Below are 14630 nucleotides of genomic sequence, written 5' to 3'. Positions count from 1 at the left end.
CGGTAGCCAACATACAATATAAAACACATTGCACTCTTCATGCCATAAATTCATATTATCAAAAAAAAAACTTAACAGCGTGATTACACCACGACTATTCACTAAAATAAATTTTATTATGACTTTTATAATCATATATTGACATTTATCAGTAGGAATATAGGATTCCTCCTCTCAAAACACAATGCGTTAGGAAAAACTATGTCTGAAATTAATAATAACGAAGAACAAATCATCGAAGAAACTGTATTTACATTAGATGATTGTTCTCCAGAACTTCGCCAAGTAGTCACATTTGAAGAAGTACCAGCAGAGTTGATTGATATGCTTGTCAACGTTTATAAGGTATCAGAGCCGACTTCACGTGAAGCATGGAACGCATTACCAGCAAGTGCACAAAATGTTTTGGATAATTTTGAGCAATTTCATTCTTTAGTTGCACTAAGCCAAAGTTACTCTGGCGTTGATTTTCTTGGTGAAATGCAAGATACAAAATTCCCAGAAGATATGGGCGCAGAAGAACAAGCTGAATACAAAGCATCAATGCTGGATAAAGTATTAGGTAATTGCGTGAAAGACATGTGTAAGCAATTGAAAAAAGCACGTCGTAATCCACCAATGAAACGTGAGTTTACTGAAATTTTTCAAAAGTAATTATTATTACACTCATTAATATGAAAGAAAGAGTGACTCACTCTTTCTTTATTTTGATCACTCATATTTGTTAGATAATGTATCGCCATTATTACTTATTTTCCGCTGTTTAATTTAAAAATTAATAACTAAAAAGACTATGCTATACACTAACTATAGTCATTAATGTTGAATGACAATTTTAATACCACTCAGTTATGTTATCATTGTTTTATAAAAATAATTAAGGTTTATAAATGGCAAATACTGAGCAAATAATATTTCAAACAAAGGTGTGCTTCATTGTCAGCCAAGGTGTACTTAAAACATCTGAATCTACGCTCAAGTTAAATTTGTCAGAACAATATATTCTTAAGCACCTAATTAAACACCACAACACACCAGTCACTAAAGATGATTTACTTAAAGTTGGCTGGCCCGATAGTATCGTTACAGAAGCATCATTATTTCAAGTAATTCGAGCATTGCGTGTCAAGCTTAATGAAAAAAACAAAGGTGATGTAATTGAAACATTACCTCGAATTGGTTATCAAATTCAAGATTTTACTCGTGAATATATTGATCTTGATGCACAAAAAACAAATATTAATAAAAAATTTATTATCTCTTTAAGTATAATAACTACCATATTATTTAGTAGTTATGTTTGGTATATGTTCCCCTCTCAAATAAAACCTACACATTTTTTAATTAAACATATAAGTATAAATTCTAATAATATTACTTTTATTAGTCATAATTTAAAACAACAAGTTGATCTAATAGGTAAAGCTAAATTTATTCTTACATCGCCTATTATTAAAAATAAAAAACTATTTTTTTACAAATCAGATCAATTCTACTCTATTGCTGGTTGTACTATTAATTTAAATACAAAGCAATGCAAACCAATGAGTGATTTCAATTACAAAATAGCCCTCAATGCATGGGGCAACTTTACACAACTGATAATTAAGAATAATAAAATATTTCATACTTACAATAATGTTGAATTACAGGAAATTCAAGAACCTTTGTCTATCGCCTACCGTTTAGACATTACCGATACTAATATAGTATTAAAAATGTCAAATATTTATATTTCACCAACAGAAAAAAATAATACTTTCGATTACTCAAAAATAAAATTTATCATGAATAAAAAAACGGGACGTTATCAGGCTTCATCACTTTCTGCAGAATCATTAATAATGATAAAAAAAGATTCTCAATTTATAACAACATTAAAAATAATGCCAAAAGTTTTTCATTGGAATTATTCAAATAATAATGAGTTTAGTAATAACGACCTTTATTATAAATATATAGTAGCAGCTCAAAAACAATTACAACTTATTTTAAGTGAAAAATCAGGTCTTTATTGGTTACATAGTGGTAAGAATAATCCATTAACATGGCTACCAACTAAATATTACAGTTAGCGCGTCATTTACTGAGCTCATGAGACACCATTAAAAATACAAATATTTTACAATAAATATCACGAAACGATCACATTATTAACCATTCCCATTTAGTATATTGACAACCAAAATAATAATACTTAAATAATGATGAAAAAAAACACAACGACAACCCTTATTGGGTGCTTACTTTGTTTACATTCAACTTTTGTGATTGCTAATGATTTAATCACACCACCAACAGATATCAAACCATATGCGGCTAAGCGCCAAGTTGTTGATAAGCTGCTTACAAATGCACTTATTGCCTTTCAGGCTCCTACTCATAGCTCTCAAGCAGATTTTACAGTACAAACACCAAACAATCTTGATATTGTGACTTCACAATTATTACAAGCGTATGAACTTGAACCTTATCGAACTGACTTACTTATATCTGCTGCAAATGCCCAAATATACAAGGGTGATGTCAATCGTGCGATTGCACTCTTTACACAAGCTCAGGCAGTCGCTCCTGATGATATTGATATTCTTTCATACCTTGCTGTATGGCAAAATTTTAAAGGTAATAATGCTGAATCTATCAAACAAATGGCTAAACTTGCCTCTCTTAATCCAGGACGTCAAGCTGATATAGAACACATTATAAATACCGTTGATCATGTTATTGCGATACCACTTAAAACAATGCCATTTAAAACTTATAGTGGCAATACCGCTATTATTTGCTTAGGTTATGCATCACATTCTGATGGGACCATGAGTGATATTCTAATTCAAAGGCTTAAGCTAACACTAGCCCTTGCAAATCAGGCACCAAAAGCCGTTATTATTGTTACAGGAGGTGTACCTAACAATCATAATACAGAAAGTAAACTGATGGCTAACTGGCTTATTAAGCATGGAATATCTCCGCATCGAATTATTGAAGATAACTATGCGCGAAGCACTGTTGAAAGTGCACTATATGTCAGTTATACATTAGCCCGTCATAAAATTGACCATGCAACAATTGTCAATTCAGCTAACTATGCTCGACACAGTCAAACTCTATTTGATATTGCCAGTTGGCAAACAGGTCCTCGCGGTATTCTTTTTGATAGTGTAAGTGTTGAAGAAAAACCATTATCAATATTAACCGTTCCCTCCAATAAAGAATTAATCAGCATATATCGTGATGCACTTCGTGTTTATGGTTTACGGAGCTACCGCTCATACCCTTTAGATCAACGCTAAAATAATCTATTTATGCTTTGAATATTAAGGTTGCCGCTTAATAAATATGACTACAACATAACATTCACTATAGAACGAACTATAATAATAAAATATTCCTATGGTTACATATCACGAATTGAATAGCCTTTTATAAGCATAAGAGACATGTATGATATGGTATGATGTAATTTATAACTCTTTCTAAATTATAACAAAACATAAGGAATGCATCATGCCACTTGATTTTATTATTAATTTACTCTCAAGCCCACAATTATACCTACTCGTATTTATTGTTATTACACTTAAATTAAGTATTATTTTTGTGCCACAAAATGAAGCATGGCTCATTGAGCGGTTTGGAAAATACCGCGCAACAAAAGAAGCTGGCTTAAATTTTATTATTCCGTTTATTGACAGTATTGGTGCCAAACGAAGCCTAAAAGAAACGGCTGTCGATGTACCTTCACAATCGGCGATCACTAAAGATAATATCAGCCTTGTAGTCGATGGTGTGCTTTATTTCCGTGTATTAGAACCTTATAAAGCAACCTATGGTGTTGATGACTATAAATTTGCTGTCACTCAACTTGCACAAACGACCATGCGTTCTGAATTAGGTAAAATGGAATTAGATAAAACATTTGAAGAGCGCGATCTTTTAAATGCAAACATTGTTGCTGCTATAAACACAGCTTCTGACCCTTGGGGCGTTCAAGTTCTACGTTATGAGATTAAAGACATTGTGCCGCCAAGCTCTGTTATGGAAGCAATGGAAGCTCAAATGAAGGCAGAACGAGAGAAAAGAGCACAAATTCTTGAGTCAGAAGGCGATCGCCAGTCAGCTATCAACGTAGCTGAAGGTAAAAAACAAGCTCAAGTATTAGCCGCAGAAGCGGATAAACAGGAACAGATTCTTCGAGCAGAAGGTGAAGCGGCGGCTATTTTGGCGGTTGCAGACGCACAAGCACAAGCATTACGTAAAATTGGTGAAGCGGCTGATACTGAACAAGGTCAAAAAGCGATTCAACTTGAATTAGCAACTAAGGCCATTGAAGCCAAAAAAGCCATCGCTAAAGAATCATCAGTTGTTTTATTACCTGAAGACTCAACCAATGCAAGCTCTATGGTTGCGCAGGGTTTATCAATTATAAACTCAATTAATAAAGCGCAGAAAAATAACGCTTAGAATAATTAAGGTGTTGTATGTTTAGCAATATCTCACAAACATTAATGGTATTGGGCTTACTTGCCCTTATCATTGAAGTACTAATACTTGGTTGCAGTACATTGGTCTTGCTATTTTTCGGCATTGCAATGCTACTCACCAGTGGTTTAATTTATATTGGAATTATTGAAGCTAACTGGATAAGCACGCTTTCAACTTTAGCCATTATAACATTATTGTTAACAATCGCTCTTTGGAAGCCCTTAAAAAAATTACAAAACAAACCAACTAAAACTGACGTAAATACTGATTTTGCCGTTATAACATTTAAACTAGAAAAAGATTTATTACCATCAGAACGCTATACCTTTAATTATTCTGGAATCCAATGGTTAATTAAATCAACTGCAACAATAGAAAAAGGCGTAAAGGTTAAAGTGGTAAAAAAAGAAGTGGGTGTTTTATGGGTTGAACCACTAGATAACACCATACTGTAAAATAAACACATAACATCTATTTACAATATAAACATATAAGCCGTTAATATTAATTGACGGCTTATTATTTTATTTTTTTGATTATATTATATTGATTAATCGACAAGTTCTGTATTTTCTAATAGCTTACAAAATTGCTGTTTAATGATTGTTTGACTAATATAAATAACATTAATAGTATCATTAGAATATGTATAAGCTAACCGAAAGACAGCATCTTTAGCCGCAATAATCTTATACTCATAAATTTTTAGACCATTATTACGAAACTGTTTTGCCGTTTTAATCTTTGCTGATTGCGCTGTAATTAATTTAGGTAAACGCTCCCTGACATCTTGACAGATAATCGATTGATATTGCTCATGTAAATGGAAAAATTTACGTAAATGTCTATTTTCACTATAAATAATATTCATCATAAATGCATCTTATTGTTTTTATAATAGTATATTACTGTAATTTACAAGATCATAGTTTGAGTACATTAAATCCCCCTTAAGAAAAAGTGAACATTATTTACAATTTCACTATCATACTGGACATAACCCACCAACCTGTACCACAATTAAATTGTACCAGCGAAAAAGGAATACGCTAATGAGTACAAGACTAAATGATACGATAAGTATCGAACTGCATATTCAGGCCGCGGTTAGGGAAATAGCGACATTTACAGAATTAACCGCTCGTTCATCATCTATTGATGCTCGTATGAATGAAGCAATTCATCAAACTAAAATATTTTTTACTCTTTATTTAATGGTGCAATCACTTCACAGTGAAGCCAAAAACACCACTGCACATATTTTGTCAAACCAAGATATAATCGTACCAGAGAGCCATTTCGAATGGGTTATTCAACATTGCTTTGATATGTTTTATGTTTCGAATCATGACACTGCAATTAATAAAACTGACACATTGGGTCAAATAACAACAATAACATCAAATGATATATTGCGGTGGCAAAGTGTCCCGATGGCTGAAAATCTCGAAAATATGATTGCGGCACTCGCAACTAAACATGTTAAATTTCTAGCGTCACTGTTTTCACAAACCGAAGATATTGATAACGAGCTACTCTCTGTTTTTAGCCATGCCATGACAAATAACAGCCTTGATTTAGGTCTTAAATTATCATCCAAAGCTGGATCGCGATTACTAGAGCAAGTGATTCATTCTCGAACAGGTACAGTGTGTCTTATATTTTTAAATATGACAAAAAATAGCGAAGAAAAGCAGGCAATAAATCAATATTTAGCAGATATTGATGATTTTTATGACGTCTTAATATCTAATGGGCTAAAACAAGGATTAGTTTTGTTAGATCAATTATCGGAATAGCAACTAGATTAGTACATTTATAATATTTAATATGATTTTAATCTGTACTATTTATATCCTACTCATTCATTTCTTGATTGCATAAAAAGACATGCTGCATAACAATAGCTATATTCTATGATTCTTAATGTAAGAACCTCATTATGACTATTGACCCAACAACATTACTAGCCATTGCAATGATCTTTGTCGGGTCTTTTGTACAAACAGCAATTGGTTTTGGTCTGGCTATCGTTTCAGCTCCTATCCTTATTATTATTGCACCACAGTATGTACCAGCTCCAATCTGTTTGGTTGCGCTCTTTATCTCATTACTTAATAGCTTAAAGCATCGTAACAGTATTGAATTAGGCGGCTTAAAAATGGCAATTCTTGGACGTATTCCAGGATCAATTGCAGGGGCAACCTTGCTCATTTTTATCTCTAGCCAAACATTATCACTGTGGGTCGGCTTATTAGTATTACTGGCCGTATTTATTAGTGTTATGCCTTTTAGAATAGAACCAACACCAATAAGAATGGTGATTGCTGGATTTTTCTCAGGATTATTTGGCACAAGTTCAGCCATTGGTGGTCCACCAATGGCTATTTTATTACAGCATCAAGAAGCCAATCAATTACGTGGAAATCTATCAGCATTCTTTGTTTTCAGCTCGATAATTTCATTGCTGACTCTGATACCAGTCGGCTTTTTAAATAGCGAAAAATTATGGTTAACCCTGCCCTTACTTCCGGCAGCTTGGGCTGGCTATTGGTTAGCATTAAAAACTACACAATCACTACCTAAACAAACAATTCGCTATGGTGCATTAGTTTTATGCTTTATTTGTGGCATTATTGCTATTTACAAAAGCTAATAATTATCCACATCATAAAATTTAAGGATCATAAAATGGCACTGACTAACAAACTACTACTCTTTGCTGATATTGTGAATCTAGGCTCATTTTCTAAAGCGGCAGCTTTGCATGACATGGACAATTCATCGTTATCAAAACAAATAAAAAAACTTGAATCTGATCTTGGTGTCCAACTGTTAAATCGTTCCACTCGATCTTTTTCATTAACCTCTGCTGGTGAAGATATTCTTAAACAAACAATTAAACTCAACGATGTTTTAAATGATATTCAGCTTATTGCTGACTCATACCAATCACACCCTAAAGGCATTTTGCGTATTACTTCACCTGTTTATTTTGGTCAAGGCTACCTACAACCTGTCATTTCTCGCTTTATGGCACAATATCCAGACGTACAAATTATCCATTCACTCAATGATAAAAAAGCCGATATTATTTCAGAGCAATTTGATATCGCATTTCGGTTAGGACAGTTAAATGAGTCTAATTTAATCGCTAAAAAAATTGCTGACACCCATTATATTTTAATTGCCTCGTCGTCTTTTGTCGATCGTTATGGCTACCCAACATCACCGCAGCAATTAATTGCACTACCATCTATTGTTTACAGTAATATTGATGTTACTCTTGATCAATTACAAATAAAAAGCACCAAGCAAGATCCTGATTTTACTGCTTATAAAATGCAGGCTAAATATAAAGTTAGTGACGTGAAAACCATGATAAATGCAGTAAAAGATGGAATAGGCTATGCATTAATAGATTTATCAAACCTAGAAGATTCACTGGAAAAACTAGACTTGGTGCAACTGTTACCTGACATGATAATATCACGTTCTAATACCGCAATTTATGCTATATACCCGCATCGAAAGCATACTATGCTTGTGAAAGAATTTATTCATGCCGTTCAATGTTATATTGGTACGCCACCAAGATGGGAAGTCTATCTATCTTAATAAAAAATCACTCATCACATAAAATAAACATGATAGTTATTCGAATATTTTATCGCATTCAAATAACTATCACGCTATTTATTAATGCTATTAGATAACGGTAATAACATCAACTTCAGCCAAACGTGCTTTTGGTAAACCATAGTTATAATCTTGCTCCTCTAAAGCATATCCCATCGCCAGAGCAACATCACAAATATAACCGTCAAGCTCATCCTTAAAAATAGACCCAATTAATTGCGAATCAACCCCTTCCATTGCTGTTGACGCAATACCTAAACGTGCTAGTACATGTAATGTATTTCCCAATGCGATATAGGTCTGTGCTTTTGTCCAATGACCATTAAACCCTGTAGCATCAGTATTGAGTTCAGCAAAACTATAAGCACCATTTAACATATCATTATATTTTTCTGCGGGTAAATGCCCTGCTGATACTTCTACATCAACGACATTACGATAATCATTTTTTGTATAATATGGATTATATGCAAATAAAATAATATGCGATGCTTCTATTGCATGATGCTGATTAAATTGATATTTATTTTCAAATGTTTGATAAAATCGTAACTTAGCCTCATCACTTTCAAGTACAATAAACTTCCATGGCTGAGAATTGATCGATGAAGCTGATAAACGAATAGCATCTTTAATAAGATTTATATTATCAGCACTGATTTTTTTAGTTTTATCATATTGTTTTGTAGTATAGCGATTATTCAAATCGGTAATAATTTGATGTTGCATAGATACTATCTCTTAATTAACATATTGATGTAACAATACTAAAGAGGAAATCCATTTTGATAAATAGCCTATACAGCCAAATATTATGGACATTTTCACCCATAATAGAACTGAAAAGTTAAACCTTCCTCACACTAATACATCATTTTTTATATAATTTTATCATTAATATTTGTCTCAACACTGGCTAAACATACCAACAAGCGATAGATTAGAAGTTCTTATCTACATTTTTAACTATCGTGCTAACAATGATTCAATCAAAAATTTTGCTTCGTTATCCATCACTACGAACGTTCTTTAATTTAAGAACAAATATTGCCGCATTTAGCTTTGTGAGCTGTTCTATTCCATTATTTTTAATGGGGCATGTCACGATGGGGATTGCTTTTTCACTCGGCAGTATTAGCTGTGGATTTGCTGACACCTCTAGCGTAACAAAATACCGCATTTTTGACTTTCTAATTGCCTTACCTCTCTTTTTCTTCATCAGTTTAGGTATCGAAGTCGTATTTCCGCACTCGTTATTATTTATTGCTTCATTAGCAATAATAAGCTTTGCGCTGTTTATGTTAGCAGTATTGACGCCTCGATTAGGTGCTATTGGTTTTTCAGCCATCCTCTTAGCCATCTATGCAATGTTATTACATCTTGAAGGACGCCCAGTATGGCTAATACCACTTTGGTTAACTGGCGGTGCAATGTGGTATATTTTCTGGCAAGCTTTAGCTATTTATTTCCTTCCAAATCAAGAATCCAAAGACCTTTTATCCGATCTTTATCAAGTACTGGCTAAAAAGCTGATGCTTCATGACAAAGCATTTGTTTTAGCGACAGATAAAAACCAATTATTCATTAAATCAGCCCAATTTCGCTCACAAATAGCGACGCTATCCCATACCCTTGAATATCGTATTCATCAGCAATTTTGCTGTGGTGAAGATAGTGCAAAACTACAAGACATTTACCGTTTTTTAAAAATAGCGGAACGTATTAATGAACAAACACGGTTAATGTATTTCACTTCAACACCATTATTAAAACAATACAATCCACAATGGTTAGAAAGTATTCATCATGCAAACCAACAAATTAGTCAGTATTTATCACAAGTAACTGTTAATAATGTCCATTTTTTAGATATACCAGAAATTGATTTTAAAACCTTACGTCAATGTCAAGTTGCAGAAAATGCACAAGATGAAGCAATAGCTGCACATGCTTTCATTAATAAATTAGATATCATTTATCTTTTATTACAAGAACTTAAAAATAAATCCACAACGGTAGAAATAACGAATAAGATAGTACCTAAACCAATAGTTTTAACGTGGAAATGGCATGATATCGCGTCTAAATTAACAAGCCAAATGACGTTAAAATCAAGTTATTTCCGCCATGCCCTTCGAGGAACATTAAGTCTTACTACTGGTCTTATTATTGTTCGTTTGTTGCATTTGGATTTTGGCTTTTGGACATTAATGACCAGCCTACTGATTCTCCGTCCAAATTTATCAATGACATGGATAAGGCTTCTACAACGTCTAACCGGTACAATTTGTGGACTTATTGTAGTGGGCGGTTTATTACACTTTCAAGTATCTACTGATATTTTACCCTTTGTATTTTGCATTGCGGCAGTACTATTTTTCCATACTTCCGCGCGTCACTATGGATTTGCGGTATTCTTCGTTACTTTATTTGTATTTGCAGGCTTCTCCCTTAATGGTCAGGGAGACAATATCATGCTGCCACGATTAGATAACACCGTATTAGGAGTCTTTATTCCACTGATATTTGTGTTTATTTTAACGCCTGGTTGGCAAAAAAAATCATTCCCGACCCAACTTTCAACAACAATTAAAGGCTATAAAGATTACTTGATTAGCTTTAATCTTTATTTGTCCCATAAAGATCAACAACACACAGAAAAATTACAACATCACTTCCAAGATTGTGTTGTCTATGACACTAACCTATTTGACCATTGGATGGGATATTTAGGTGAGCCACAACGTAACTCACAAACAAGCGAACATATTCTTCTATGTAGCCGTAGTTCTAATATTATTTTACGAATATTAACTCAACTAAATGAAAACAAAGAGAATATCGTACCAAGCGCTCAAGTTGAATCTGAATTAAAGAATGCTATACACTCATTAGTGCAACTTCAACAACTGTTACAACAATCATTAAATCACACAGAACTGTTTAAATATATATCCAAGCAAGAGCAGTTTATTTATCAATCATTTACTTATATAGAAGACGAAATATATCGGCTTGATAATAATGAATTAATAGCATTACTTTCAAAAGAAATTACATTATTTCTTAATGCTATAGATCACCAACCCGCATAGTATTTCTTTATCACTATGATTTGTCTTTAAGCCAGCCCATAAAAGCTGGCTTATTGATAACGACTATTAGTATCAGAATTGATGTAACGTTATTTAGCGATAAAACTGTTAGAATAATGAGCCTAAAGCATCAGACGTTAAGGACATAACAATGCTAAAAAAGACTCAACTGTGCAGTATCATTATTGCATTAATCGCTTCACATTCAGCATGGGCTGCTAATCAAACGCTAACCCTTGATGATGGCCGTCAAGTTATTCTACATGATAACTTTACTTGGCAATATAAACCTCAAACCAATGATTCCTTAACAACATCAGCCGCTCAAACAACTACAGCAATTCCTGTTATAGCAACATCTACAATGGCGATTCCCGTCATTAGTGCCTCAAAAGGTGTTGTAATTAAACTGGGTGATAAAAAAGCAATTCAACAGCTTAGTGACAGTGGCCTAGATATTTTATTAACGGCAGCACATTATGAAAATGGCACTCTCGTTATTCCAACCATGATGACAAACCAGAATTCAAAATCCGTCACTGATGTCACAATGAAAGTTCATTTAAGCAATGCCCAAGGTAAAACAATTGCAACTGACGATTTTACTGTATGGCACTCAATTAACCGAATGCCAGAGACTTATTTCCGACCTAAAACACAGCAAAAAGGTAAACCTATTACCTTTGATGTCCCCAAAGCCGACAGTTATTTTATTAATGCTGAAATCACTAATGTTGATTTAAGATAATAAGATTCATAGTAAAAAGCTCAAATTATCTTTGAATTTGAGCTTTATTAAGATCTCACAATAATACGAATTAGTATCTATTCAGTGCTAATACTAACTTCTGTAATAACACCAAAGTGATCAGATACCACATCATAAAAATGGCCATTAAAAATAACTTGATGTTGTTTTACAGCGAGTTGCTGATTACTAAAAATATAATCTAACCGTAATGCTTGGCTATTTTGCTGCCAGCCATCAATATTTTTAACAACGGTTATTCCCGCATCCTTACTTTCAGCCATGGTATAACAGTCAAACAAGTGACACTGTAACGCACAATCATAGCCTTGATGACGAACATGGCTAGGATTATTAAAATCGCCTAACAAAAAGCTCAAACGGGATGATAATGTCGCTGTAATTCGATTTAAATGTTCCGAAAACGAACTTTCTTCATCATTCCACCAGCCGCAATGGCAATTATAAAAGTCTAACTCCTGTTGCTGATAAGCGACTTTAATCCGTACAGCACGACGATGTTTCCAATTACTCTCATTATAATTATCATTTAGATCAATAACCTGATGTTCAATAATGGGCAACCGACTTAAGAATGCAAGTCCTTCTTGATAAACCTCATAACTTTGATGAACAAAATCCCACGTTAATTGATAATTATGACCTAATTCAGCTAACTTTTGCTGTAATAAATAACCATAATTGTCTGTATGTACAAGAGAATTACTATATATTGATTCATTTACAACACCGCTAAGCTGATGCTGATTAACTTCCTGTAGCGCAATAACATCACAGTTTTGATCAATAATAGCTTGAGCAACTATCTCTAATTTTTGTAATTGTTTATCTTCTTGCCAGCTATGGGTATTTAGTGTCAATAACTTCATAAATCATTCACTTATTGATGAAAAATTGAGATAAAAAAGCGCAGCATCAGTACTGCGCTTATCTATAATATTAAGCTCTCGCTATGGTCTATTACGCCATCGCAAACTTATCTATCAGCGCAGACTTAATCACATCAACACCAGGACCATAAATAGCTTGTACGCCTTGATCTTTAACCACAACCCCTAGTGCACCCGTTGCTTTCCACAATGTATAATCAGCAACTAATGCAGGATCTTTTACGGTAATACGTAAACGTGTCATGCAGGCATCAATTTCAGCAATATTGTCACGACCACCAAGGTTTTGAATAATGATTTCAAGCTTGTCATCTTGTGACATACCTTCCGCTTTTTCATCAATATAATTACCTGCACGTCCAGGGGTTGGTAAATTAAATTTAATGATGAGTAAACGGAATAAACCATAGTTAATCGCAAAGAAGGCAATACATACCATCACAAAGCTAATTAAATCCCCACCGATACCGGCAGAAATCATCATCGGAACACGTGTAATTAATTCAATAAGGCCGAAAGCATGCACGCGTAAATCAATCAAATCCACCAACGCAAAAGCTAATCCAGTTAATATTGCATGTGCTACATACAGTACAGGTGCAACAAACATGAACATAAATTCAATAGGCTCAGTAACACCTGTTAGTAATACAGCCAAACACGCAGAGAAGAACATCGGCTTATATTGCAGACGCTTATCACTATCAACACAATGGTACATTGCCAAACCGATACCAATTAAAGACGATGCTGCAATAATAACTTGACCTGCTTTAAAGCGCGCAGGATGAACCGTCGCAAGTAGGTGTTGGTAAGCAGCTGGATCGGTTAATTTAAGGTTATTTAAATCACTCACCCATGCAAGCCATAACGGATCTTGACCATAAACACTTGAGCCTGCGCTTGGTCCTGTTAATAGCTGATACGCGCCACCCAGTTCGGTATAGTTCATTGGAATCGTTAGCGTATGGTGTAAACCGAAAGGCAGTAATAAACGTTCTAATGTGCCATAAACAAACGGAGCTATAATTGGTGCGCTATCTTTTGAACTTGCTATCCATTGACCAAATTCATTCAATGCACCTTGTACTAATGGCCAAACAACCGCTAATACAAACGCAATAATTACCGAATAGAAAATAACCATGAACGGTACAAAACGTTTACCATTAAAAAATGCTAATGCTTCAGGTAAACGCGCATAATCATAGTAACGGTTATATAAATTAGCTCCAAGATAGCCAGAGATAATACCAATGAACACGCCCATATTCAGTGCTGGAGCGCCAAGAATAGTGGTGAAAAATTGAGATACTGGCAACTCAGAACCAAACAGACTCATAACAGTCGCATGAGGATCATTCATCATGCCACTATTAACACCGAAAATAACTCCGGTTGTACGGTTAATCAGTATAAAAGCAATAATTGCAGCAAATGCTCCCCCTGCTCGCTCTTTTGCCCATGAACCACCGATAGCAACCGCAAACAATAAGTGCAGGTTAACAATAACACCCCAGCCAATATTTTCCATAATATGACCAAGAGTTTCGATAGCGCCGATACCACCAGCATACATGGCAACCACTTTACCAAGTGATATCATAATACCAGCCGCAGGCATTACAGCGATTACAACGATCAATGATTTACCAAATCGTTGCCAAAAGTCAAACGAGAGCAATTTACTCATAACTAATTCCTTGATTGAGATAGCAGGTTTACGTCATCACTGACCTGCCATAAATATAA

General features: G+C 34.1%; 14 protein-coding genes. 10 read left to right on the top strand and 4 right to left on the bottom strand.

From position 1 onward, the window contains the following. Window positions 1–201 precede the first annotated feature (201 nt). The 5 genes from OC457_RS14605 to OC457_RS14585 all read left to right on the top strand — a co-directional run bounded on the left by OC457_RS14605 (window position 202) and on the right by OC457_RS14585 (window position 4940). Entirely contained in the window at window positions 202–654 is a 453-nt protein-coding gene (locus OC457_RS14605) for a DUF3069 domain-containing protein (RefSeq protein WP_080174064.1), read from the top strand. Between the two features lie 236 nt (window positions 655–890). Continuing rightward, complete coding sequence (locus tag OC457_RS14600; RefSeq protein ID WP_080174063.1) at window positions 891–2075, top strand: winged helix-turn-helix domain-containing protein; 1185 nt, start codon at window positions 891–893, stop codon at window positions 2073–2075. Window positions 2076–2207: 132 nt separating this feature from the next. Next, window positions 2208–3293, top strand: a complete 1086-nt coding sequence (locus OC457_RS14595; RefSeq protein WP_080174062.1) for an ElyC/SanA/YdcF family protein — start codon at window positions 2208–2210, stop codon at window positions 3291–3293. Window positions 3294–3507: 214 nt separating this feature from the next. Then, window positions 3508–4464 (top strand): SPFH domain-containing protein, encoded by a 957-nt coding sequence (locus tag OC457_RS14590; protein ID WP_210436070.1) that lies wholly within the window; start codon window positions 3508–3510, stop codon window positions 4462–4464. Window positions 4465–4481: 17 nt separating this feature from the next. Then, complete coding sequence (locus OC457_RS14585; RefSeq protein WP_080174060.1) at window positions 4482–4940, top strand: NfeD family protein; 459 nt, start codon at window positions 4482–4484, stop codon at window positions 4938–4940. Between the two features lie 95 nt (window positions 4941–5035). Here the strand turns inward: OC457_RS14585 and OC457_RS14580 are convergent, their stop codons facing one another. Beyond that, window positions 5036–5359, bottom strand: coding sequence for a hypothetical protein (locus OC457_RS14580; protein ID WP_080174059.1), 324 nt, complete (start codon window positions 5357–5359; stop codon window positions 5036–5038). A gap of 178 nt (window positions 5360–5537) precedes the next feature. Here OC457_RS14580 and OC457_RS14575 point away from each other — a divergent pair, with 178 nt between their 5' ends. From OC457_RS14575 to OC457_RS14565, 3 genes are all read left to right on the top strand, one after another. Next, a complete protein-coding gene (locus tag OC457_RS14575) occupies window positions 5538–6284 on the top strand; it encodes a hypothetical protein (protein ID WP_080174058.1) in 747 nt (248 codons plus the stop codon). 143 nt (window positions 6285–6427) lie between these two features. Beyond that, window positions 6428–7141 (top strand): sulfite exporter TauE/SafE family protein, encoded by a 714-nt coding sequence (locus tag OC457_RS14570; protein ID WP_080174057.1) that lies wholly within the window; start codon window positions 6428–6430, stop codon window positions 7139–7141. Window positions 7142–7176: 35 nt separating this feature from the next. Further along, window positions 7177–8103 carry a LysR family transcriptional regulator gene (locus tag OC457_RS14565; RefSeq protein ID WP_080174056.1) on the top strand — a complete coding sequence of 309 codons (927 nt, stop codon included), beginning with the start codon at window positions 7177–7179 and terminating at the stop codon, window positions 8101–8103. A gap of 90 nt (window positions 8104–8193) precedes the next feature. On the opposite strand, the gene OC457_RS14560 is transcribed toward OC457_RS14565, so the two are convergent. Then, window positions 8194–8853, bottom strand: coding sequence for a nitroreductase family protein (locus OC457_RS14560; RefSeq protein WP_080174055.1), 660 nt, complete (start codon window positions 8851–8853; stop codon window positions 8194–8196). A gap of 251 nt (window positions 8854–9104) precedes the next feature. On the opposite strand from OC457_RS14560, the gene OC457_RS14555 reads away from it, so the two are divergent. Further along, window positions 9105–11219 (top strand): FUSC family membrane protein, encoded by a 2115-nt coding sequence (locus OC457_RS14555; protein ID WP_235866911.1) that lies wholly within the window; start codon window positions 9105–9107, stop codon window positions 11217–11219. A 151-nt stretch (window positions 11220–11370) separates the two neighbouring features. Then, complete coding sequence (locus tag OC457_RS14550; RefSeq protein ID WP_080174054.1) at window positions 11371–11967, top strand: DUF3157 family protein; 597 nt, start codon at window positions 11371–11373, stop codon at window positions 11965–11967. Window positions 11968–12044: 77 nt separating this feature from the next. Here the strand turns inward: OC457_RS14550 and OC457_RS14545 are convergent, their stop codons facing one another. Further along, window positions 12045–12857: an endonuclease/exonuclease/phosphatase family protein gene (locus OC457_RS14545; protein ID WP_210436069.1), complete on the bottom strand. Its 813-nt coding sequence runs from the start codon at window positions 12855–12857 to the stop codon at window positions 12045–12047. 91 nt (window positions 12858–12948) lie between these two features. After that, entirely contained in the window at window positions 12949–14571 is a 1623-nt protein-coding gene (locus OC457_RS14540) for a PTS transporter subunit IIBC (RefSeq protein WP_080174053.1), read from the bottom strand. Window positions 14572–14630: the final 59 nt, after the last annotated feature.

This window comes from Photobacterium toruni (assembly GCF_024529955.1).
Classification (GTDB): Bacteria; Pseudomonadota; Gammaproteobacteria; order Enterobacterales; family Vibrionaceae; genus Photobacterium; species Photobacterium toruni.
This window is presented reverse-complemented; position numbering and strand designations above follow the sequence as displayed.